Annotated in this window: 24 protein-coding genes; 14 read left to right on the top strand and 10 right to left on the bottom strand. The window is 42.1% G+C overall.

Features of this window, described 5'->3' with window-relative positions; all coding sequences use genetic code 11:
- Nucleotides 1–7: 7 nt before the first annotated feature.
- Entirely contained in the window at nt 8–1201 is a 1194-nt protein-coding gene (locus ACINWC323_RS07425; RefSeq protein ID WP_221408631.1) for an IS256-like element ISAba26 family transposase, read from the top strand.
- A gap of 79 nt (nt 1202–1280) precedes the next feature.
- Here ACINWC323_RS07425 and ACINWC323_RS07430 read toward each other — a convergent pair whose 3' ends face one another.
- Nucleotides 1281–1976: an epoxyqueuosine reductase QueH gene (locus tag ACINWC323_RS07430; protein ID WP_032881556.1), complete on the bottom strand. Its 696-nt coding sequence runs from the start codon at nt 1974–1976 to the stop codon at nt 1281–1283.
- A 283-nt stretch (nt 1977–2259) separates the two neighbouring features.
- On the opposite strand from ACINWC323_RS07430, the gene ACINWC323_RS07435 reads away from it, so the two are divergent.
- Entirely contained in the window at nt 2260–3180 is a 921-nt protein-coding gene (locus ACINWC323_RS07435; RefSeq protein WP_081401856.1) for a LysR family transcriptional regulator, read from the top strand.
- 78 nt (nt 3181–3258) lie between these two features.
- On the opposite strand, the gene ACINWC323_RS07440 is transcribed toward ACINWC323_RS07435, so the two are convergent.
- A complete protein-coding gene (locus tag ACINWC323_RS07440; protein WP_005230925.1) occupies nt 3259–3714 on the bottom strand; it encodes a DUF441 domain-containing protein in 456 nt (151 codons plus the stop codon).
- 174 nt (nt 3715–3888) lie between these two features.
- Nucleotides 3889–4743: a heme oxygenase-like domain-containing protein gene (locus ACINWC323_RS07445; RefSeq protein ID WP_009512544.1), complete on the bottom strand. Its 855-nt coding sequence runs from the start codon at nt 4741–4743 to the stop codon at nt 3889–3891.
- Between the two features lie 448 nt (nt 4744–5191).
- Between ACINWC323_RS07445 and ACINWC323_RS07450 the strand changes: the two genes are divergently transcribed.
- Nucleotides 5192–5752 carry a TetR/AcrR family transcriptional regulator gene (locus ACINWC323_RS07450; protein WP_005230921.1) on the top strand — a complete coding sequence of 187 codons (561 nt, stop codon included), beginning with the start codon at nt 5192–5194 and terminating at the stop codon, nt 5750–5752.
- Nucleotides 5753–5867: 115 nt separating this feature from the next.
- Here ACINWC323_RS07450 and ACINWC323_RS07455 read toward each other — a convergent pair whose 3' ends face one another.
- A complete protein-coding gene (locus ACINWC323_RS07455) occupies nt 5868–6647 on the bottom strand; it encodes a ferredoxin--NADP reductase (protein ID WP_004772583.1) in 780 nt (259 codons plus the stop codon).
- Between the two features lie 118 nt (nt 6648–6765).
- Here ACINWC323_RS07455 and tsaA point away from each other — a divergent pair, with 118 nt between their 5' ends.
- The 5 genes from tsaA (at nt 6766) to ACINWC323_RS07480 (ending at nt 11856) form a co-directional block, all read left to right on the top strand.
- Nucleotides 6766–7479, top strand: a complete 714-nt coding sequence (tsaA, locus tag ACINWC323_RS07460) for a tRNA (N6-threonylcarbamoyladenosine(37)-N6)-methyltransferase TrmO (protein WP_009512636.1) — start codon at nt 6766–6768, stop codon at nt 7477–7479.
- Between the two features lie 47 nt (nt 7480–7526).
- Nucleotides 7527–9305 carry a type IV pilus assembly ATPase TfpB gene (gene tfpB / locus ACINWC323_RS07465; RefSeq protein WP_005286383.1) on the top strand — a complete coding sequence of 593 codons (1779 nt, stop codon included), beginning with the start codon at nt 7527–7529 and terminating at the stop codon, nt 9303–9305.
- An 87-nt stretch (nt 9306–9392) separates the two neighbouring features.
- Complete coding sequence (locus tag ACINWC323_RS07470; protein WP_009512934.1) at nt 9393–9758, top strand: NirD/YgiW/YdeI family stress tolerance protein; 366 nt, start codon at nt 9393–9395, stop codon at nt 9756–9758.
- 102 nt (nt 9759–9860) lie between these two features.
- Complete coding sequence (locus ACINWC323_RS07475; protein ID WP_032881554.1) at nt 9861–10523, top strand: response regulator transcription factor; 663 nt, start codon at nt 9861–9863, stop codon at nt 10521–10523.
- Between the two features lies 1 nt (nt 10524).
- Nucleotides 10525–11856, top strand: a complete 1332-nt coding sequence (locus tag ACINWC323_RS07480) for a sensor histidine kinase (RefSeq protein WP_009512664.1) — start codon at nt 10525–10527, stop codon at nt 11854–11856.
- Nucleotides 11857–11942: 86 nt separating this feature from the next.
- Here ACINWC323_RS07480 and hemP read toward each other — a convergent pair whose 3' ends face one another.
- The gene (gene hemP / locus ACINWC323_RS07485; RefSeq protein ID WP_004661888.1) at nt 11943–12113 is read right to left on the bottom strand and encodes a hemin uptake protein HemP; all 171 of its coding nucleotides are present in this window, start codon (nt 12111–12113) and stop codon (nt 11943–11945) included.
- A gap of 176 nt (nt 12114–12289) precedes the next feature.
- Here hemP and ACINWC323_RS07490 point away from each other — a divergent pair, with 176 nt between their 5' ends.
- The gene (locus ACINWC323_RS07490) at nt 12290–13201 is read left to right on the top strand and encodes an NUDIX domain-containing protein (RefSeq protein WP_009512936.1); all 912 of its coding nucleotides are present in this window, start codon (nt 12290–12292) and stop codon (nt 13199–13201) included.
- Nucleotides 13202–13203: 2 nt separating this feature from the next.
- Here ACINWC323_RS07490 and ACINWC323_RS07495 read toward each other — a convergent pair whose 3' ends face one another.
- Complete coding sequence (locus ACINWC323_RS07495; RefSeq protein ID WP_009512603.1) at nt 13204–13749, bottom strand: hypothetical protein; 546 nt, start codon at nt 13747–13749, stop codon at nt 13204–13206.
- Nucleotides 13750–13770: 21 nt separating this feature from the next.
- Nucleotides 13771–16185 (bottom strand): penicillin-binding protein 1B, encoded by a 2415-nt coding sequence (gene mrcB / locus ACINWC323_RS07500; RefSeq protein WP_009512699.1) that lies wholly within the window; start codon nt 16183–16185, stop codon nt 13771–13773.
- Nucleotides 16186–16419: 234 nt separating this feature from the next.
- Here mrcB and ACINWC323_RS07505 point away from each other — a divergent pair, with 234 nt between their 5' ends.
- From ACINWC323_RS07505 to ACINWC323_RS07515, 3 genes are all read left to right on the top strand, one after another.
- Complete coding sequence (locus ACINWC323_RS07505; protein WP_009512916.1) at nt 16420–17328, top strand: NAD(+) kinase; 909 nt, start codon at nt 16420–16422, stop codon at nt 17326–17328.
- Nucleotides 17325–17597 carry a YeaC family protein gene (locus tag ACINWC323_RS07510; RefSeq protein WP_005230905.1) on the top strand — a complete coding sequence of 91 codons (273 nt, stop codon included), beginning with the start codon at nt 17325–17327 and terminating at the stop codon, nt 17595–17597. Before ACINWC323_RS07505 ends, ACINWC323_RS07510 begins: the two co-directional genes overlap by 4 nt.
- 101 nt (nt 17598–17698) lie before the next feature.
- Nucleotides 17699–18199, top strand: a complete 501-nt coding sequence (locus ACINWC323_RS07515) for a hypothetical protein (protein WP_009512620.1) — start codon at nt 17699–17701, stop codon at nt 18197–18199.
- Between the two features lie 62 nt (nt 18200–18261).
- On the opposite strand, the gene ACINWC323_RS07520 is transcribed toward ACINWC323_RS07515, so the two are convergent.
- Complete coding sequence (locus tag ACINWC323_RS07520) at nt 18262–19260, bottom strand: glycosyl transferase family protein (RefSeq protein WP_032881553.1); 999 nt, start codon at nt 19258–19260, stop codon at nt 18262–18264.
- 247 nt (nt 19261–19507) lie between these two features.
- On the opposite strand from ACINWC323_RS07520, the gene ACINWC323_RS07525 reads away from it, so the two are divergent.
- Nucleotides 19508–20653 carry an acyl-CoA dehydrogenase family protein gene (locus tag ACINWC323_RS07525; RefSeq protein WP_005286359.1) on the top strand — a complete coding sequence of 382 codons (1146 nt, stop codon included), beginning with the start codon at nt 19508–19510 and terminating at the stop codon, nt 20651–20653.
- Here the strand turns inward: ACINWC323_RS07525 and ACINWC323_RS07530 are convergent.
- Entirely contained in the window at nt 20650–21330 is a 681-nt protein-coding gene (locus ACINWC323_RS07530; protein ID WP_009512686.1) for a hypothetical protein, read from the bottom strand. The two genes, ACINWC323_RS07525 and ACINWC323_RS07530, sit on opposite strands and share 4 nt — an antisense overlap.
- Nucleotides 21331–21445: 115 nt before the next feature.
- A complete protein-coding gene (locus ACINWC323_RS07535) occupies nt 21446–22384 on the bottom strand; it encodes an alpha/beta hydrolase (protein ID WP_009512559.1) in 939 nt (312 codons plus the stop codon).
- Between the two features lie 195 nt (nt 22385–22579).
- Here ACINWC323_RS07535 and pheA point away from each other — a divergent pair, with 195 nt between their 5' ends.
- Nucleotides 22580–23689: a prephenate dehydratase gene (pheA, locus tag ACINWC323_RS07540; protein WP_004772565.1), complete on the top strand. Its 1110-nt coding sequence runs from the start codon at nt 22580–22582 to the stop codon at nt 23687–23689.
- The last annotated feature ends 30 nt before the right edge of the window (nt 23690–23719 follow it).

Raw genomic sequence — 23719 nt, 5'->3', positions numbered from 1 at the left:
AGCAACAATCAAAAGTATGGCTGCCGAATTGGCTAAAGGTCTAAAAACACCAGAAGACTTAAACCAAATGACAGCAGTCTTTAAAAAATTCATGATTGAAACTGCACTCAATACTGAACTTTCAGACCATCTCGGTTATGAAAAGCATCAGCCCAAGAAAGGCTCAAATAGCCGTAATGGGTTTAGTTCTAAAACCATTACAACTCAAGATGGACAACTGGCTTTAGATATTCCCCGTGATCGAGAAGGTTCATTTGAGCCACAAATTATCAAAAAGCACCAAACACGCATCACCAGTATGGATGACCAAATCCTCTCACTGTATGCAAAAGGAATGACTAATAGGGAAATTGTAGCCTTCTTCAAAGAAATGTACGATGCCGATGTGTCAGCATCTCTCATCAGCAAAGTTACCGATGCTGTGATTGAGCAAGTGACTGAGTGGCAAAATAGAGCCTTAGATAGCCTTTATCCTGTTGTCTATCTTGACTGTATTGTTGTCAAAGTCCGTCAGCACTCCAATGTGATTAACAAGTCCGTATACCTTGCTTTAGGCATCAATATGGATGGGCAAAAAGAATTACTGGGTATGTGGATTGCTCAGACAGAAGGTGCCAAATTCTGGCTGTCAGTCATGACAGAGCTAAAAAATCGAGGAGTACAGGACATTCTTGTTGCCTGTGTAGATGGATTAAAAGGCTTTCCTGACGCGATAGCCTCTGTTTACCCTCATACTGATATTCAACTGTGTATTGTGCATGTTGTACGCAATAGCCTGAGATTTGTAAGCTGGAAAGACTACAAGGCTGTTACGTCGGGTCTGAAAGCGATTTATCAGGCAAGTACAGAGGAAAATGCTTTAAAGTCCCTAGACATCTTCTGTGATCAATGGAATCACCAGTATCCCAAAATTGGAGAATCCTGGCGGGCCAATTGGGAAAATATCCGAACGATCTTTAGCTATCCAGCCGAAATACGTCATGCTATTTATACAACAAATGCGATTGAGTCGTTGAATAGCGTAATACGCCATTCAACGAAGAAAAGGAAAATCTTTTCATCTGATGACTCAGTAAAGAAGGTCATTTACTTAGCAACATCAAATGCTGCGAAGAAATGGACGATGCCAATTCAAAATTGGCGTTTAGCAATGAATTGGTTTACGATTCAGTTCGATGATCGATTAAAAGATCATTTATAAAAAATGGAACTTACACAAAATAATTTACAGGCTCAAAGGCTAATTCCCTAGAATTAGCCTTTTTATTTCAACTGCATTGTTATTGACTGGATTCGTCATCCATGGCGTTACTATAAAATTTCACTCCCAGTTGAATCCGGTCACGGCCATTGCTCATACGCCAGCGGTTGGTATCTCTGAGTGAATAGACGCAGCCGCAATATTCCTGTTGATAGAACTCTTCACGTTTGCTGATTTCCAGCATACGCACTGCACCGCCATGTTTGCGCCAGTTATAATCCCAATATTGAATGTCCGGATAATGCGCGGCAGCACGTAGACCACAGTCATTAATTTGCTGCATGTTTTTCCAGCGCGAAATACCCAGTGAACTGCTGATCAGGCTAAAACCGTGTTCATAGGCATAAAGTGCCGTACGTTCAAAACGCATATCAAAGCACATGGTGCAGCGTATACCTTTCTCAGGTTCATTTTCCATGCCTTTGGCACGTGCAAACCAGTTGTCAGTATCGTAATCACAGTCGATAAACGGAATATTGTGTTTTTCGGCAAAACGGATATTTTCTTCCTTACGAATGAGGTATTCCTTCACCGGATGGATATTCGGATTATAAAAAAAGATCGAAAAGTCGATACCTGATTCAATCAGGGTTTCCATAACTTCACCAGAACATGGTGCGCAGCATGAGTGCAGCAGTAACTTGTCATGTCCTTCGGGTAAGCTTAGTTTTTGGCGTTCAAGCGTCTTTTGACTTTGACGGGTCATAGGCGACATGGTCTATAAAAATAATTTGATATTGTAAAAGTTTTAAATTGGCAAAATGTTTGAATTAACTGAAATATTCTCAGTTCGAGCTGAAAAATTTTAAAGCGTAAAAATATATTTTCTTGTCAAAGAACTTTCTGTTTGAGATGAGACTTATGAGTTTTGTTAAAAAATATCGCTTCTTTTAATGAGAAAATTTAACGTATCAGAAAAACATGGAAATCAAACTTAAGTTGAGGCTTGCTAATTAATTTTATGTTAAGATGAAATAAATTCAATTTTGGTCTTTGTTGTGCTAGAACTCCGTCATTTAAAAACATTACTTGCGCTAAGAGAACATGGCTCACTGGTGGCTGCCGCGACCGATTTATGCCTGACGCCATCTGCAATTTCTCACCAGTTAAAAGAACTTGATCATTGGTACGGGGTAGAAGTGGTGAATCGCCGTAGTCGCCCTGTCAGCTTTTCCAATGTTGGGGAACGTCTACTTAAACTGGCAGATGATGTATTGCCGCAAGTTCAGATCGCACAGACCGATATTACCCGTATCGTGCACGGCCAGACGGGACGGATTATCTTCTCTTCAGAATGTCACAGTTGTTTTGACTGGTTGATGCCGTTATTGAATCAGTATCGTCATCAATATCCGGATGTAGATCTGGACTTTGCCGCGGGTTTCGAGTCGAATCCTCACGAGCTGTTGCAAAATGCGGAGTTTGATCTATTGATCACGGCAGATCCGATTGCATTGAAGGGAATTGAGTATTTCCCAATTTTCAAATATGAATCACGCTTGGTTCTGTCTAGCACGCATCCTTTGGCACGTGCCGAGCAGGTGAGCGTGCAGGATCTGGCAGAAGAAACCCTGATTACTTATCCGGTTGATAAGCATCGCCTGGATATCATGGCGCATCTGTTTATTCCTGCCAATGTTTATCCGAAGCACATCCGCACTACAGATCTGACCCAAATGCTGATCCAGCTGGTGGCAAGTGGACGCGGCATTGCGGCACTGCCGGATTGGGTGGTCAATGAATATGAGCAAAAAGGCTGGGTGGTCAGCCGCCGTCTGGATTGTGTCGCTCCGGAAGGTGTCAGACGTACACTGTATGCGGGTTATCGGGTCGAGGATAAAGAGAAGAACTATTTTGAAGGCTTTATCAAGCAACTTGAAAAGTTTTCCAAGATGCGTGCCGTGTATTATGAAAATTAATCGAATATGATTTCATAGATAAAGGTAGCCATGCGCTACCTTTATTTTTATGAGTTGATTATGCAGATGAGATACGCGTTAAGATTTCCCGATCAGTAGTGACAAAATCCCAGCAGCAATCAGTGGTCCAACCGGAACGCCTCTTAATAAGGCGACACCTGCTACTGTACCGATCAGAAGGCCGGCAACCACATCGGGTTGATTACTCATTAATTTAACGCCCCGTCCGCCTAGCCATGCCACCAGCAGGCCAACGGCAATTGCCGCCAGAGATTTGATGCTGATAAATGATTTAAGGATGCTTTCTCCGCTGATCTTGCCACTGGCAATCGGTGCAAGTACCCCAATGGTGAGAATAATGATGCCAATATTCAATCCATGGCTCTGAATATAAGGAAAAAACTGGTTTAAAGGAGTCAGTTTGACCAGGATCAGACACGCTGCTGCTACAGTGACAGCCGTGTTTTGACTAAAGATACCGCAACCTAATAAGACCAGCAGCACCACTAAATTGATATCGAATTGAGAGAACATCGCAGGGCATGGGGAAGGGAAATAAAGTTGAATTATATCGTAATTTATCGAGGTTTATTTTAAAAAGCGCTTTTTTCTCATCTATAGATACAAGTTTAAGTTGGTAAGTGTTTGAACATTAATAAAAATAAAGAAAGCCATTTCCAAAATTAGAAATGGCTTTTCCTGAGAAATTTAGGCCAGTTTTTTGAAGGTTCCGTAGTAAGCAATTTGTTCATCCCAGAACTGTTCCCATAAATCACAGTATTCAAGACAGATTTGACGGATTGAATCGTATTCAGATTCAACGCAGGCCTGTGCCAGTACAAACCATAAATCATCTTCATGGTCATCATCAGCCGCTTCGGCAGTCGCATCATGTGAAACACCATGGACATAGTAATAACCACTATCCACATCGAAACCGACCGCCTTGGTGGCCTGACGTAGCGCAGGACTGAATAAAATCACTTCTTCTTCTGCAACGGCGAGCAAAGCTGAAACTGCCTGATAGCTGTTAAACGAATTTTCCAGATAATGACGTACCCGTTGTGCAATCAGCGAAGGTTGATAGTCATTACGCTCAGACTGGCTCAAATCAAAGTCATTGAGCACATCTTCAAATAATGGATAATGTGCATATTCAGGGTTGCCGGAATAATAACCTTCCTGATCCAGACCTGGACGGAAACCAAATTCGTCCAGAATGTTCAGGTTCAATAAAAAGCGCGGGAACATTTTGGAACCCGATAATAAACGTGGTTCTAACTGCTTGGTCTGGAATTGAGCCATCAATAAGGCATCGGTAAATACCTGAACAATGGCATGACGATATTCAAGATGAATATGCTTTAAAGTCTCTTTGTCAATTACACCGTCATTTAAAAGCTGAATGGCAGGATGTCTTGAAACAGGATGATTTGAAATTTCTGCTCTTAACTTGTTCAGAAAATCCAGGTTCTTGTTCCATAGATCCGCAGAAATACTATTTTTCATGCCTTCAATAGCTTTCTGTCTCGGGTTGTTAAAGTTTTCAAATTTTTTTGACATAGTCTTGTACTCGATGAATTAATAATATTATTGCTTTTCCAATTATTTAGTTAGATTTTCTTTGGCTGATTATGAATATAACTATTGTTTCAGCCAAACATCTTTTTATTGGATGATTTAAATATAAAATTATTTTTTTGTGAAATCAATTTATTAAAGCGGCTAAAAAATCGCAATAAAGCTTATTATTTAACTTAACTGTAAATAAAAAGTGAACTAATTCACGGTATATTTTTTTATTTAAAAAATAGAAAGATTTTTTTACAAATCATCTTGTATATCAGCCGTTTTTTTCATACCCTATAACAGGAACAATAAAGAAAGTATGACTTTTCTATACTGCTCTTAAAATAAGATAAATATACATAGTGGCCAGAAATTTCCAGCATGTAAACTATGTCTTAATAATATGTTAAGTTTTTTGATAGAATTCTAAAAGGATAATAAAATGTCAAAAAAAGAAGATATCATTGTAACGGCTCTAGACCTTTTTAACCGTCATAACTACAGTTCTGTGGGTGTGGATCGAATTATTAGTGAGTCGGGCGTTGCCAAAATGACGTTCTACAAATACTTTCCTTCTAAAGAGAACCTGATTGAAGAGTGTCTGTCGCGAAGGAATAAAAGTATCCAAGCGTCTATTGAAAACGAAATTAGCCTGAAAGCAGCAGATGATTATTTAGGTAAAATTAAAGCCGTATATTTTTGGCATCTCGGCTGGTTTAATTCAGATGATTTTCATGGCTGTATGTTTCAAAAAGCGTCATTAGAAATTTTACAACAGTATCCTTCCATTATTCGTCCAATCATGGAATATCGTGAGTGGTTAATGGCATTGGTAGAAGACTTGTTTGTAAAGGCACAGGTTTATCAGCCTCATGTATTAACAGCAATGTATATTAATATTCTGGACGGGATGACCTCGTATGCAAAAGTAAATAAAGATCATGCCCAGATCGAAGAGTGCTGGTATTATATCGAGCGATTAATCCATTTAGATGCAGCATAATAACTTGTTATTGTAGTTATGCTAAATAATAACCTTTAGATAAGTAAAATTACATTTTTATAAAACTTAAAATAAAAAACCGAGGATTTATCCTCGGTTTTTTTATAGAGCAATATTATTTTTCGACGAAGGCACGTTCAATCACATAATCGCCCATCACGCCCATACGTGGTGATTCAACCAAACCGTGCTGATCGAGCAGCGCAGCGACGTCTTTCAGGAACGCCGGGCTACCACAGAGCATGGCACGGTCAGTTTCACGGTTAAAACGTGGTAAACCAATTTTTTCAAACAGTTCGCCAGTCTCAATTGCCGTTGTTACACGACCTTGGGTGTGGAACGGTTCACGTGTCACAGTCGGATAGTAGATCAACTTGTCTTTGATGCCTAACTCTTCAAAGAATTCATGATTTGGAAGTTCATTCAAGATTAAATCTTGGTAGGCAAGTTCAGACACATAACGTGTACCATGCACCATAATCACTTTTTCAAACTTCTCGTAAGTTTCCGGGTCACGAAGCAAAGAAAGGAATGGGGCAAGGCCAGTACCAGAAGATAACAGATATAAATTTTTACCTGGTAGTAAATCGTCGTGTACCAAAGTGCCTGTAGGCTTTTTAGAAATCAGAATTTCGTCGCCCACTTGTACTTTTTGTAAAATAGAAGTTAATGGACCGTCTTGTACTTTAATAGAGAAGAATTCAAGTTCTTCTTCATAATTCGCACTGGCGATCGAATAAGCACGCATTAAAGGCTTACCATTCACTTCAAGGCCGATCATTACAAACTGACCATTTTTAAAACGTAAGCTGACGTCGCGTGTAGTTTTAAAACTGAAAAGTGTGTCATTCCAGTGGTGAACATGAGTAATGCGTTCAACGTTAAAAGCAGCCATTAAAGGTCTCGATCACAGTTAAAAGAAACAGATCGCTATTCTAATCTAAAATCATTCTCGATAAACTGAATATATTTAATTGTGTTTATAAGAAAAAGTGATGAACAGTTCAGTAGTGATGCCAATCATTGGTCATATGTGTTCGCCTTATCGTGAGAAATTCGGTATCCCGCGCCAGCCAAATCTGGTGCAGGTCGAGTCATATATAGAGATGACGGCGGCTTATAGCGATATTCTGGCATTTGAAGGCATTGAAGATTTTAGCCACTTATGGCTGCTATGGCAGTTTCATGAGAATAAAAATTCGGATAACGCCTTGAATCAAATGCCTAAATTTCGTGCACAAGTACGACCGCCTAGGCTGGGAGGCAACCAGAAAATAGGGGTTTTTGCGACCCGAAGCATGTATCGCCCATCTCCGATTGGTTTATCGGTAGTACAGTTTTTACGCATTGAAAAGCATGGCAAAGCGGTACGGGTCTATGTCACGGGCAGTGATTTGCTGGATGGTACCCCGATTTTAGATATCAAGCCGTATATTCAATATTCGGATGCGGTGACTGAGGCGGTCAGTGGCTATGCACAAGAGCAGCCACAGCGTAAAACGGTGGTTTGGTTGGAAAATGCACAACAGCAACAACAGCAGTTATTAAAGCAGGGGATTTTGCATAAAAAGATATTCGATGAACTTGAACAAGTGTTATCTTTAGATCCTCGACCTGCCTATCAGCATGATGCTGAACGCGTGTATGGAATGCGCTTTGCCATGTTGAATGTACGTTTTACGGTGGGTGAACAGGATGTCACCATTGTTGCAGTGGAACAAAGTTAAAACTTTAAAAATATAAAATTCGTTAAAAATTTGGGGAATCAACGGTGATGCAAGCTCAGGCAAAATTCGCAAACTTTTCTTTTACGATCGATGTGACCTGGTGTCTGGAACAATTGGTGCAGGATGGCCGTATCACGGAACGGGACAAACTGCTGGTACAGACCACACATCGGCAAAAGGATCAGTTGAAATGGCATCCTTTGCAGTGGATTGCCAATTTCAGCCTCAAAGACCAGCTGAATGCAGGTAGTACCTTATCGTTGAATCGCTTGTGTCAATGGCTGGCTGAGAAAGCTGATCTTCCCTTATTTATCATTGATCCACTTAAGGCCGATGTTGCGGCGTTAACCAGTGTCATGTCACAAGAGTTTGCCGCCAGAAATCATATTCTGGCAGTAGAAGTACACGCAGACCGGATTCTGATTGGCACCGATCAACCCTTTATCAGCGAATGGTTGAACAATCTGGAACGGAGTCTGGCACCTAAAAAGATTGAAAAAGTTTTGCTCAATCCTGAACAGCTACAACGTTATATTGTTGAGTACTATCAGGTCAGCCGAGCAGTCAGTTCCTCACAAAATGCCAGTATCTATGACCGCGAAAATAAAGGCGTTGAGGCTTTATTACAGTTAGGCGATACCCAGAATCCTGATGCCAATGACCAGCATATTGTCAAACTGGTGGACTGGGTGCTGCAATTTGCGTTTGAGCAAGGTGCCAGCGATATTCATCTGGAACCACGTAAAGACAAAGGTAAGGTACGTTTCCGTATCGATGGAGTGCTGCATACCATCTATAACATGCCTGCCAATACACTGACCGCGGTAATTTCCCGTATCAAGATTCTTGGCCGCATGAATGTGGCGGAAAAGCGTAAACCGCAGGATGGACGCTTAAAAACCCGAACACCGAAAGGACAGGAAACCGAATTACGTCTTTCGACTTTGCCGACCGCTTTTGGTGAAAAACTGGTAATGCGTATTTTCGATCCGGAAGTATTGGTGCGGAGTTTCCAGCAACTGGGTTTTGAAGGTCATTTATTACAAAGCTGGCAGCAGCTGACGCAGCATAGTCACGGTATTATTCTGGTCACAGGGCCAACAGGTTCGGGTAAAACCACCACGCTGTATTCATCTTTAAAGCAGCTGGCGACCGAACAGGTCAATGTCTGTACCATTGAAGACCCGATTGAAATGCTGGAGCCGAGTTTTAACCAGATGCAGGTCAATCCAAACATTGAGTTAGGCTTTGCAGATGGCGTACGTGCCTTAATGCGTCAAGATCCTGACATTATCATGGTCGGTGAGATTCGAGACCATGACACCGCAAACATGGCGATTCAGGCTGCATTAACTGGGCATCTGGTGTTATCTACCTTACATACCAATGATGCACCGTCCAGTTTGACGCGTTTACATGATCTAGGTGTGCAGCCATTCCTCACGGCTGCCACAATTCTCGGTGTTCTGGCTCAACGTCTGGTTCGTCGCCTGTGTCCGCATTGTAAACAGGAAACGCCAATTAATGAGCAAGAATGGGAACATCTGACCTTTGATTATATGATGGACATGCCGACCAGCATGTATAAAGCGGTGGGATGTGAAGCTTGTCGTCATACCGGCTATAAGGGCCGAGTCGGGATTTACGAATTTATGCCGGTTAGTCTGGAGCTCAAGTCACTGATTAGTGCGCATGGCACACTCAATGATTTAAAAGCACAAGCGAAAAAAGAAGGCGTTGAGCCCTTGCGGATTGCGGGTGCGCGTAAAGTGATTGAGGGCGTGACTACCTTGGAAGAAGTATTGCGCGTGGTACCATTAAATTAAGCTACAGCATCATCTTCAGATTCACCTCATCTTGGTTTGTTTTAATGACTGCATCGAAATGATGAAACCACAATGAGGGGAAACAAGATGAATGTATTATCTAAATGTGCAGTTGTTGCTGGCTTGGTTGGCGCAACTACTTTTGCTGTAGCCAATACCACTGCCGTAAATCAGCAAGCATTGGCGCCGACTCAAATTACCACAGTCAAACAAGCCTTAACCTTAAAAGATGATACTCCAGTCAAGTTGAAAGGTTATGTGGTCAAATCCACAGGTGATGAGAAATATCAGTTTAGTGACCAGACCGGTTCTATGACGGTCGATATTGATGATGACTTGTGGCAAGGTAAGCCCGTATCAGCAAAAACACCAGTGACCTTAATTGGTGAAATCGACATCGACTATAAACCAGCGAAACGTGTTGAAGTAGATGTCGATCAGGTTCAATTCTAAAGATTGATGAATCAATATAAAAAAACCACATGATTATCATGTGGTTTTTTGTTGATGATTTATTTTAAGATCATGTGAAAGATCAATACAGTGGGCTGTTTTATGCGAATTTTATTGGCTGAAGATGATGCCTCGCAGGCAGAAAGTATCAAGGCCTGGCTGGAAATGGACGGTTATAGCGTTGACTGGGTGGAACGTGGCGATCATGCGATTCTGGCAGCCGAACAGCATCAATACGACTGTATTCTGCTGGATCGGGGCTTACCACAAGCGTCAGGAGATGAAATTCTGAAAAGCATTCGCCGACAAAATAGCAAAACCCCGGTGATTTTTATTACCGCCAAAGACCATATCCATGATCGGGTCGAAGGGCTAGATCTGGGGGCCAATGACTATCTGGTCAAGCCATTTAATCTGGAAGAATTATCCGCCCGGGTTCGTTCCCAATTGCGTCAGCATCAAGCTCAAGCAGGTCAATATCTTTATTTTGCCCATCTACAACTGGATCCCCAAGCCAAAACCCTGATTCAGGAGGGGAAAGCTGTGAATCTGACTGCCAAAGAGTTTCAGATTTTATATAAGCTGATGCAGCAACCTGAACATATTGTGACACGGGAACAACTGGAAGAATCCCTGTATGCATGGGGTGATGAAATTGAAAGTAATGCCATCGAGGTCTTTATCTATCAGATTCGTAAAAAGATTGGCGGGCAATATATCAAGACCATTCGCGGTCTAGGCTATCGCATGCATCAGGGTGAATAGGATGAAAGTCGTGTCATTACAAACCAGACTGGTTAAAACTTCATTAATCAGTTCAATCATTGCTGGATGTGTGGCCTTACTTTTATTCGCGGTAATTTCGGTGTATCAAACCATGCAGATGCAAGATGAGATCATGGACGAGATTTCAGATATGTTGCTGATGACCGACTTAACCCAATCCTCAGGACAGCAGATTGATGAACTGAGTGATGAATTTGATATCCAATATCAGTTGCGCAATTCGCAGCTGGTGTTGACCCAATCCACAGATTTTCAGTTTGATCCACAGCATTACAGCTTGATTACAGCCAGGCAGGGTAACTTTGGCCTGATTTGGCAAAAAGGACAGTTATGGCGAAGTTATGCGGGCGAAGATGAGCATGCGCCTATGCAGGTATTGCTTCTACAACCCCTAGGAGAACGTTTTAAAGATTTGCTTAATCATTTCGCAGGTTATAGCTTGATCTTGCTACTGGTATGGCTAATGCAATGGATCATGTTGCATTTCCTGATTAAACGGCAATTTAAGGTAATGCATCAATTATCTTCAGAAATCTCAGCAAAGAATGCAGATGATTTAAGCCCGATATCAACTGGAGAGGTAGAGCTGAAAGAGTTACAGCCTATGTTAGGGCAGCTCAATCGCCTGTTACAGCGCCTCGAACAATCCTTGCATGCAGAACAGCGTTTTACTGCGGATGCCTCCCATGAATTGCGTTCGCCTTTGTCTGCAATTCAGCTTCGATTGCAGTTGTTACAACGTAAGTATCCTGAACGGGCGGGTGATTTTGTCCAGATACAGCAAGATGTCAATCGCGGTATTCAAACGCTGGAAAATTTGCTGCTGTTGGCGCGTCTCGATCCTGAGCATGCGAATAATCTGCCGAAAACTCAGTTTGACCTAAATGCGGTGATACAAGAGGCAATGCAAGCCTTGGCATTATTTATGCAGGACAAGCAGATTCAAATACAGCTGGATGTCTCAACGCAGCCCAAGATGCTGCATGCTAATCAACAACTGATATTTACCTGTATCCGCAACATAATTGATAATGCGATCCGCTATAGCCTTGAGCACGGACAGATTTATATCAGTTTGAAGCAACAACTAGATGCAATAGAACTTGTGGTCGAAAATGAAGGGCAAGGCGTGGATGTTGAAATTCTGGAACGTTTAGGTGAGCGTTTTTATCGTGCCTTAGGAACTAAAACCCAAGGTTCGGGATTAGGTCTGTCGATTTGTAAAAAAATTGTTGAATTGCATCAGGGCAAAATCAAGTTTTCCCAATCCTGCTATGGCGGACTCAAGGTGAGTATTCAGCTGCCTGTATAAATTTTCTCATAAGCAACATAAAAAAAAGCAGCATGCGCTGACATACTGCTTATTCCCACGTTTATTATTATGCGGTTGTTATTATATTACTTCGTTAAAATCAGGCGATTATTACGGGTTAGACGTAAACGGTATTCCTCACCCGCATGCATAATGCGGATTTCTCGTCCCAAGGCAAAAAGATTGTTTGAATGCAACATTGGCAATGATTGGGCTGCATCTGTACTACGAGTAAATAGGTTGAATGGTGCGTTCATTTGTTATGCTCCGTGGTGTGTTCTTTAACGTTTTAAATGATAATCATTATCGAATAGACCTGTCAACGGAAATTTTAACAATTTACAAAATCAGTGAGTAATTTTGTTTTTAGTCATGTGAATTCGTGTTTAAACACCTTAAAATCTGGATAAAAGATGAGAGATTTTAGTCTGTTATGACCAAAGCTACATTTGATGTTGCAATCGCAATTTTATTACACAAAACCAAAGTATTGGTCGGCTGGCGACAGGCCAGCCAGCATCAGGGCAATAAACATGAGTTTCCTGGTGGAAAAGTTGAAGCCGGTGAAACACCAGAGCAGGCTTGCCGCCGTGAGATTTATGAGGAAGTGGGCATAGGTTTAAAGGACTGGCATGTTTTTGATGTGATCCGTCATGAGTATGACGACATTATCGTAAATCTGCATTTATTCCATGCCTATGTACCCGATGAATTGCTTGATCTGATTCATCAACCGTGGGGCTGGTACAAACGTGAGCAACTGGCCGAGTTAAATTTTCCAAAAGCCAATGATGCCATTTTACAACGTTTGATCTGGCCTCATCTCATCAAGATCAGTGGACAGATTGATGCCTTGCCGCAACAACAGGCGCTCTTATATTGGCGTAATGATTCTGTTGATATTGATCAGATCCAGTCGCAGCTTTTAAGCTTGAGCGATGCGCAATTGCAGAAATTGATGATCAATGTCGATCTGTGGCAGCAACTGGATGCTGAATTGCGCGATAAAATCTCAACCATTCATTTAAAGCAATCACAATTGATGAGTTTAAGTAAAGCTGGTTTGGTCGTTGGGAAGCGCTTTATCGCAGCTTGTCATGATGCGGTCTCTTTGCAACATGCCCATCATATTGGTTGTGATGCGGTGTTATTAAGTCCGGTACAGACCACTGAAACGCATCCTGATGCGAAAGAATTGGGCTGGGAGGGTTTTGATGAACTCGCCCGAACCAGTGATATTCCTGTTTTTGCCTTAGGGGGGGTTGCACCTGCTGAATTAAAACAAGCCCAAAAGCATTATGCTTATGGGCTTGCCGGGATTCGTCAGTTTAGTGCAATTGACTAGGATTAAAGTGCCTGAAGGGCTCTACGCGCTTCTTGAGCCTTCACCGAATGATTGCGGGCTTCACTGGCTTTCAGAATAATTAACCACAATTGCTTTTTCATGGCATTGCTTTGCGCATAACTTAAGCCACGGCGGGCCAATGCTTCTGCATTGGCATATTCTTTACGTTGATCGGCAATCATAGCCAGATACAAATAGGTTTCCGTGGCCTGTGGCGCGATACGTTGTGCCTGAAGGGCATAACGTTCAGCTTCTGCCAGTTGTTGCTGTTTATAAGCGACCTGGGTTTTTTGCATCAAGGTTTTAAATGCCGGCAGTTGGCTACCATCATTAAACTTTTGCTGCACCTTTTGTTGCGGCACAACCACAGGAACGCTTTGACGCTTAATCTCTTTTTGATCATAAGGCGTGATTTTCACTCCGGAAGAGGATTGGCTTTCCTTTTTCGGTGGGTGAGTTGACGTGGTCTTGGTTGGCGCCTTTTCAGGTGCCGTGGTACAACCCGCCAGTATAAGCATTCCAATAATAACTGCTGTTTTCTTCATCATGTTCAATTATCCTTTTGAGGCTTAGTTCTCACCGTTACCGTTATAGCTACCGCTGGAAATCACACGTGCCGGGCTGCGATTGGATAAGTCTGTATCCATCTGGTTTTCACTTTCACGAATATAGTTACCAATGCTATCGTCCTGCTGATCATCCTGTGTTTCATCTGTTTGTGGAATATAGGTCGGTTCCACTTCATAATGAGACTGGCCACACAGCGTGGCACGACGTGGCACAGTTTGGCGCATTAAAGGAATATACATTGCGCCATCACAGCCTTGCGCAGATAAATCACCGCTGGCGCTATCAATCCATTGCCATTGCACATTATCGGTTTGACGCAGATTAACAGGCTCTTGACGAAGCTGTTTCATAACATTGGTCCAGACTGGTAATGCACCAGATGAACCGGTTAAGCCAGTGACTTTGTTATCATCCAGACCTAACCACACCACTGCCACATGATTGCCTGAATAACCTGCAAACCATGAATCTCGGGTGTCATTGGTGGTCCCAGATTTACCCGCCAGATTTAAAGATTCAGGCAGACTGTTATAGGCAGAGCGACCTGTACCAGAACGCATCACCTGTTGTAAGCCAAAGTTCAGGATATAGGCTGCAGCAGGGTCAATGGTTTGTTGTACATTCAAGCCATAACGCTCAAGCAAATGTCCTTTGGCATCCACCACCGTACGGATCGAGCGAGGCGGATATTTAAAGCCACCTGTCGCGAAGTTGCTATAGATGCTTAATACTTCCATCGGTGACATATTCACTGCGCCCAGATAGATCGAAGGGTAGGCCGGAATATCTGAAGTCACACCAAACTGTCTTAATTTATTGCTGAACGCAGATAAACCAAATTCATTGCCTAAACGGACAGTGGATAAGTTGTATGAGTTGGCTAGAGCTTGTTGCATTGGTACAACACCATGCTCACCACCGCTATAGTTTTTCGGGGTCCAGCTCTTATCACCATCAATTGGAATATTGACGGCACTGTCTTCAATCGGGCTGGCCCATGTGTATCGGCCTGATTCGATTGCATTCAGGTAAATGATCGGTTTAAGCAAAGAACCGACTTGACGTTTGGCATCCAGCGCCCGGTTAAAACCGGTAAAGTCCTGAGTTGAACCTACGGCTGCAACCAGTTCACCATTTTCAGGATGGGCAACCAGTACCGCACCTTGCAGGTTTCTTAAACGGCCCGGATTAGCATTGGCTAAACGGCTGACGGTACTCTTAAATGCGTTCTGTACCTGAGTCTGTGCGATTGGATCAAGGGTTGTGAAAATTCTCAGGCCTTGATTGGTAATATCACTTTCCTGATATTCGGTACGGAGTTGACGACGGACAATATCCAGGAAATCAGGGAATTTAGCAGGGCCTAAAGTTGGCTTGCTGACCACATTTAATGGGCGGGCAATTTCATCTTCATATTCTGCATCAGTCAAATAACCCATCACTTTCATGTTGTTTAAGACAACATCACGACGTTTTTTCGCTGATTCTGGATTACGCCAAGGATTATACAAAGAAGGGCCTTGAACCAGACCAACCAGAAAGGCCTGTTGGGAAATATTCAGTTCACGCAATGGTAGACCGAAGTAAAATTGTGATGCCAAACCGTAACCATTAATCGAATAGCTACCATTTTGACCTAAGTTCACTTCATTTAAGTAAGCTTCCAGAATCTCGTCTTTACTGTAATGTAATTCAATCAATAGCGCCATGAGGGCTTCATTGACTTTACGTTTCAGCGTCTTTTCCGGTGATAGGTAGAAGTTCTTGACCAATTGCTGGGTTAAGGTTGAACCCCCTTGGCGACGACCACCCGTAACATTACTGACGACAGCACGGGCAGTGCCACGGATCGAAAGACCATGATGGTGATAGAAGTTACGATCTTCCGTCGAGATCAAGGCTTCAATCAAGGTTTTAGGTACTTTATTCAGTTTAATGAGAACGCGGTCTTCATTATGTTGCGGATAGATACCACCGATCAATAAAGGTTCTAAGCGAGCAATCCCTGTATTTGAGGGTTTGGTAGAGCGCACTTCACTGACTTCGCCATTGGCAAAGGCCAGTTCCAGCACCTGTTCAGGTTCGGTACTATCACCGTAGTCGAAACCACGGGTATGCACATACATCTGGTTGCCCTGAACCACATAGCTACCCGACTTGTCGTAGTTAGCCGTATTCTTATATCCCAGTAATTTTAACTCTTGGGTAAAATTATCCTGAGTAATCGGTGCATTGGCATAGATTTCCAATGGGCGAGCAAACACCTTGGCAGGGATATCCCAACGCTGACCTTCAAACTTGTCACGAATAATATTATCCAATCGGATCAGATAGATACTAAAGGCAACAAAGACACCTATCACTAACATTGAGAAAATGAGTGCTAGAAAACCAATACCACGTTCAAACTTCATAGATTTGCGTTAAAACCAAAACAATGACGGTAATGATGCGATAGCTTATTGTCATTTTGCAATCATAAAACTGTGAATAAATAGCAACATGCAATAAAAAGTTTAAGCATGTGTTGACATTAAAGGTATAAAAAAGCAACCGATAGACATTTTTATACTTTTTAATCAATCATCAACGCAACATAGGTTGTTAATGATATGATAGTCGATAACCGCGACGGAGCTGAATTATTCGTGCAAATTTCACATAAATCCTTTCGAAATATTGGTCTCATTGGACGACCAGACAAGTATTCTGTAGTAGAAACGTTATGTTTAATTCATGATCATTTGATCAATTTAGGCTTAAACCCCGTTTTTGATCAGGAAACCGCAAAACTTGTCCCCTATAGTCATGGCCAGACCGTGAGCCGAAACTTATTGGGTGAAGTCGTTGATTTAGTGATTGTGGTGGGCGGTGATGGTTCATTGCTCCATGCTGCACGTGCTTTGGTACGCTATAGTACGCCTGTGCTCGGCATTAACCGGGGGAGACTCGGCTTTTTAACCGATATTAAACCTGCCGAAGCCATCTTTAAACTGGATCAGGTGTTACAAGGCCAGTTCCAGCTGGACCGCCGTTTCTTACTGGAAATGGAAGTGCGTACCAATGGTGAAACCATTTATGATGCGATTGCATTGAATGATGTAGTGTTGCACTCAGGTAAATCGGTGCATATGATCGATTTCGAGCTGAATATTGATGGGCAATATGTCTATCGTCAGCACAGTGATGGTCTGATTGTTTCAACCCCAACGGGTTCAACGGCGTATGCACTTTCAGGCGGAGGGCCGATTCTGCACCCAAGTATGGATGCGATCGCGCTGGTGCCGATGCATCCGCATACCTTGTCATCACGTCCGATCGTGGTGGGTGGACAAAGTGAAATCAAGATTAGCATCCGTGAAAATCGTGTTCTGCCGATGGTGAGTGCTGATGGTCAACATAGTGTTGCATTAAATGTAGGTGACACGGTGCATATCCGCAAACATCCGTTTAAACTAAGCTTATTACATCCACCAGGTTATGACTTTTATATGGCATGCCGTACCAAATTAGGGTGGAATCAAGATTTTGAATCTTTTCAACAGGATGACTCATGAATATTGAACAAATGCTCGCTATTTTAAATCCTGAAATTGTTGAGCGTCTTCGTACTGCTGTTGAAATTGGTAAATGGCCAAATGGCGTTGCACTCACCAAAGAACAGCGTGAAACCTGTATGCAAGCCGTTTATGCCTGGGAAATGGAAAATTTGCCAAAAGAACAGCGCAGTGGTTATATCGACCGAGGCACCAAAAAAGATGGTGAAGAGTGTGATGACGACCATCACAAAAATGAACCTGAATTTAAGCCGATTCGTTTTGTTTAAGATGAACTGAATGATTAGAATGCTCCGATGATCGGGGCATTTTTTATAATACTATTGATTAATCGATTCTGAGTTTTAATGGGAAGGTTCTTACAAATTGTATGACGAAGAATAATAAAAAATACTTAATGTTATTTGTTTGCTTATTCATTTCAGCCTGTGACCCATATGTGGCAGGAGATGATGAAATTGTTCAACATGTTCATTTAGACAAATTAACTGCTTCTCAAATCAGCGGGATGAGTGGTGATCTTTTTACATTTAATATGGGGGCTGAAAGAAGCCTTCGCCATTTTTATGTTCAGGGAAACTATAAATATTCACATTTTAGATGCACGCCAATACAAGATTATGTCGTCATCGGATCTGTTTCGATTGATGAAGAGCATGTTGAACATGGGATGTATATTTCATCGGGTTCTTTTAAAGTCTGTGAAGATGAATCCATGAATACCTGCCTCAGGAAGACGCAGATTGAGGGATTATTAACAGATAATCTTTCGTGCCGGCTTGTTGTTGGGGGGCTTTTCAAAAAAAGTAAAGTTATTGCTGATTCTATTGTGATTACGAGAGATTCAATCCTTGAATCGAAAAATTTATAAAATAGTCTGTATATTTTATTCAATGAATGGCGATTTCTTTTACTTGAAATCGCCATTTTGACTTAGTTCAGACGCTTTTCCCATAGTGTTTTGGCTTTATCCATCGCTTCATCATAAGTACTGACTACACCCATGGTATACAACGCAATTCCCATGGTTTCAACGACTGCCAATTCACCATATTCATGCGTCTGCTCACCCAGCCAGACTGCTTTAAATACAGCCAGATCCAGTTCTTCTTCAATCGGACTACGGTCTGGTGTCAATTTCGGAAGTTCGTAATCGTACAACTCACCATTTTTAATCCCGCAAATTAAAGTTTTGGCATCAGGATTACGTTCAAACTCACCACCTTCACCTTTAATCACGGCACTGTTTTGATAACCTAGACGGAAAGCGGTCTGCTGATGTGAACTACGATAAGCAGGGTGGAAAATGGCTTGTAAAGTGGCTTTGGCATTAAATGGATTAATCAGGCGTGCCAGTGTGTGAATCGGAGAGCGAAGTCCCATCACATTTCGCAGTGAAATCAAGTCACTTAAAATTGGTGAAATCGCTTCCAGTGGCAGGTAGGCAAAGTTGTGCTGTTCTAGTTGCTCTCGGACATCCTGTTGATTCTGGCAAATAGAATAGCCTAAGTATTGCAAAACCTGCTCAGTATAAACACGGTTAATGGTATGACCCGATGCGCCATGCATCACAATTTTATAACCATGATGTGCAAGCGTTAGAGCTGCTAGCAAGAACCATGGGTAATGCTTACGCTTGCCTGCATAAGACGACCAGTCCAGATCGACCTCAAGAGACTGAAAATTCAGTTGATCACGCGTGGCTTGAACAAAACCTGCCAGTTCATCAACGGATTCCTCTTTAACACGTAGCAGCATCAAGAAGGCACCCAACTGAACATCCAGTACTTCATCTTTTAAAATCATGCTAAAAGCCTGATAGGCCTCTTCATAACTCAGTGAACGTGAACCAGTTTTACCTTTACCCAAAATACGAACATATTGAGCAAATGGATGTTCTGCGGTTTTATAGATATTTCGTTTTGTGTTCATGGCCGTATTGAGGGTTGTCACTGAGAATGAGATCAATATGACATAAAATCGGGTCAGGTAGCATAAAAAAACCAGCAAGCTGTTTAATCAATAAGCAACTGTGGTTTAAAGAACCAAGATGCAAACAAAATTATTGACCGAATCAGTCTAGTGATTTGATGTAAACGGGACATGACATCCTATCTAAAAGTTATTAGCATGACTGCGAACGAATTTTTAAGAACAAAGAAAGCGAAAGGAAATAATGATGTTAGCTTACGATGCAGATTTGGAACTCTTCCGTGATAACTTTAAGCGCTTTATGAGCGAGCAGATTGCACCGCATTATGACCAATGGGAACGCGAAGGCATCATGCCACGTTCAGTATGGACGGCATTGGGCGAAAATGGATTCTTGTGTGTCGATGTACCGGAAGAATACGGTGGTTATGGTGTGCCAACCCATTATTCATTAATGTTGGTCGAAGAGTCGGCGCGTGCGGGGTACTGTGCATTATCAACTGCAATTTCATGTCACTCTGAAATCGCTGCACCTTATATCCAGCACATCGCAACTGAAGAACAAAAACAGTACTGGCTGCCAAAAATGGTGTCAGGTGAAGTGGTGGGTGCCATTGGCATGACTGAACCAGGTGCAGGCTCAGACTTACAGGCAATGCGGACCAGTGCCATTTTGCAAGATGACCACTATGTGCTAAATGGCTCGAAAACCTTTATTTCAAATGGTCAGCATGCCGATCTGGTGGTGCTTGCAGTGAAAACTGATCCACAAGCGCGTGCCAAAGGTGTGTCACTGATGCTGGTGGATACGCATCTGGAAGGTTTTAAAAAGGGCACTAACCTCGACAAAATCGGTTTGCATTCACAAGATACTTCAGAGTTGTTCTTTGATAATGTCAAAGTGCCGAAAGATCAATTACTGGGTCAGGCAGGGCAAGGGTTTGCTTATTTGATGCAGGAGCTTCCACGCGAACGTACTGCGATTGCAGCTACCGCTTTAGGTGCAATTCGTGGTGCAATTGACTTGGCAACGGCGTATGTCAAAGAGCGTCAGGCCTTTGGTCAGGCAATTTCACAATTCCAGAATACCCGTTTTGTCTTGGCACAAGCGAAGATTGATGAGTTGGCGACTGCTGCTTTCTATAACCAAAACGTTGAGCTATATAACGAAGGTAAACTGGATGTAGAAACTGCTGCGGCATTGAAGAGCTTCAGTACTGACATGCAAATGAAAGTTGCAGATAACTTGCTTCAGTTATTTGGTGGTTATGGTTATATGACTGAATACCCAATTTCACGTTTCTTCGTTGATGCACGTATCCAGCGTATTTATGGCGGAACCAACGAGATCATGAAAGAAATCGTGGCGCGTGGCATTATCGGTAAAGCTTAATCCGCATTTACCTCGTCAAACAGCCTGCTTTCGAGCAGGCTGTTTTGTTTTTTCGATTTGCTAGATTGACGAAGAACCGGATAATTTTGCTGTTTAGGCAATTGCTGTAAGGCTTGATTAATTTTTCTCAGAAACTGATCGGCTTCATCTTGCCGAAAAAGGTCTTCAGTATATTCACTGCGTTGTTGAAAGCGGCCACAGCCTCGTATTTCCATATTAGATGGATTAAATGACCAGTCATTTGGGTTTTTTAGATAAATGCTTAAGTCACTTTCACAACTTTTCCATAAATTTAAAAACACATTCGATTGTTCTGATTTAAATCCCATTGCAGGGTAAACGCGAAAACCTTTCATTTCGGGATTTGAAAATTGAAAAAACTTATCAACGGGCATACCTCCCCAAAGGATTGCAGCATTTTCTGGCAAGGTGATGCCTGTTAAGTTCTGTTCTTTTAAGGCATGAGTTTGCTGATGCATCTGTCTAAAGTGTTGTGATTGATAAGTCAGTTTGGTTTGAGACGGGACAGATATTCCACGAACTTGATTGCTTAGCGGGGTGATAAAGTAAGGCGATCGGTCGGTGCCATTGCAACCTGCAATCAAAGGGCAGCCACCACATGCCGATAAACCGATACTGATCAAGCCAAGTAAACCTAAGCCAAAAATCTTATGCATTGTATTTAACTATTGTTATGAGATCTTTTCATAGTATAGCTAATCTATGTCATTCAATGGTCTGAATTTAAGCGGACAATTCTCCGCTTAAATTCAGCTGTGTTTATTCCAGATTTTATGGTGTTGGTTCATCAAATAGATTTGAACAACTTTGCGGCTGACAACCTGCCAACATAATCGCTTTCGGCAAGCTGGCATACATATTGGTGAGATGCTGTTCGGCAGGATGGCGGTAATTCCAGAACAAGAAATGCTTGGAACGTTGCTGATTAAAGTTTTGATAGAAGTTGTTCTGCTTTTGCAAGGATTCAGCATCTAGTGTTGGGCTTCGTCCATGTTCATGCGTACCCACTGTGGTCATCAGCATGATCTCTTGAGCACGATTTGCTTTATTGTTTAACCAGTCCTTTTGTTTGTTGAGCAGTGCATAATGATCAAACCAGAGTGAAGGGCTGGCGGCAATATAACGCTGGAACATGTGTGGTTGGCTAAAGAAAGTGTGTAAGACAAACAGTCCACCAAAGGAGTGCCCAAATAAACTCTGTTGCTGTGAATTGACTTTAATTTTGGTTTGAATCGCAGGCTTTAGCTCTTTTTCTATAAATTGAATAAATTGGTCTGCACCACCATAAGTGTACTTGGCTTGCTTTTGGAACTCAGCGGATGTTTGGGGTGTATAGTCTAAAGCACGCTTTTCTACATCAAATGTGCTTTGTTTAGGATAACCAATTGCAACAATGGCGACCGGACTCAAACCTAAACGATTGGCACCACCACCCACGGATTTAGCGATATTGGCAGCACTATCAAATGCGGCATTACCATCCAGTACATACAGTACAGGAAAACCTTGCTGTGGAGCTTCACCAGCAGGAACAGAGATCTGGATCAAATAATCATGTTTTGTATATTTGGATGCTATTACAAAGCTTTGCTGAATATTGGTCTGTGCTTTGAGAGGCGCTTTATTTGCACTGGAGGTGTTGGGTTGAGCAAAAGCCAGTGGTGTTGCCATGAGCAGAGAAAAAGTCAAAATCCCAAGATGTTTAAACATCACTTTATTTACACCCATCAAAATTTTGACAAGTAATATATAATGAAAATCATTATCAATAAAGTTTAATCAGAAAAAGAGTTAAAACTCAGCGTGTTTAATGACTAAAAGTATTGTTATACTCTAGCTCGGATAATCGATTCATAGATAGATTGTAATCCATTCTTATAGATGATTTTGCTGAGGCTGCATTCAATGGTAAACGATGGACAAAACACATCGAATTCACTTAATTTAGAACAAATTCGTAACGATATTGATAGTGTTGATCAACAAATCCAAGAGTTACTCAACCGCCGTGCGACACTGGCAGAAGCGGTAGCTAAAGCGAAATTTGCATCCGAAGAAAATCCACTGTTTTATCGTCCGGAACGTGAAGCGCAAGTGCTGCGTAAAGTCATGGAGCGTAATCAGGGCCCTTTGTCTGATGCAACCATGGCCCGTTTATTCCGTGAAATCATGTCGGCATGTCTGGCGCTTGAAGCACCACAAAGCATTGCATTCTTAGGGCCAGAAGGGACATATACGCATTCTGCTGTGTTGAAGCATTTTGGTAAAGATGCGGTTGTGCGTCCATTACCGACCATTGATGAAGTGTTCCGTGAAGTTGAAGCGGGTAGCGCGCACTATGGTGTGGTTCCTGTAGAGAACTCATCTGAAGGGATTGTGAACCACACACTGGATTGCTTTAAAGCATCGACAGTGAATGTGATTGGTGAAGTTGAGCTTCGTATCCATCACCAATTCCTTGTTTCAGAAAATACCCGTAAAGACAGTATTAAGCAGATTTATGCGCATCAGCAAACCTTGGCTCAATGTCGTAAATGGTTAGATGCACATTATCCGGGCGTTGAGCGTGTTGCACTGAACTCAAATGCAGAAGCGGCACGCCGTATTCGTAACGAATGGCATTCTGCTGCGATTGCCTCTGATATTGCGGCAAGCATGTACAATCTTGAGATTTTACATAGCAATATTGAGGATAATCCTGAAAATACCACACGTTTCCTTGTGATTGGTCGTGAAAAGATTCCTCAAAGTGGTAATGACAAGACCTCTTTATTGATCTCTGCGCATGATCGTGCGGGTGCTTTGCTGGAAATTCTTGCGCCTTTTGCCAAGCATCAAATCAGCTTGACCAGCATTGAAACACGTCCGGCATTACCTGAAAAATGGGCTTATGTGTTCTTTATCGATTTAGAAGGACATATCGGTCAGGAGAATGTTGCGGCGGCATTGGAAGAAATCCGTCCAATGGTGAAAGAGTTACGTGTACTCGGTTCATATCCAATCGCTGTTTTGTAAATCTATTTATGGTAATAATTTTTAAAATCC

This window comes from Acinetobacter sp. WC-323, from assembly GCF_000314615.1.
In the GTDB taxonomy this organism is placed as follows: Bacteria; Pseudomonadota; Gammaproteobacteria; order Pseudomonadales; family Moraxellaceae; genus Acinetobacter; species Acinetobacter courvalinii.
This window is presented reverse-complemented; position numbering and strand designations above follow the sequence as displayed.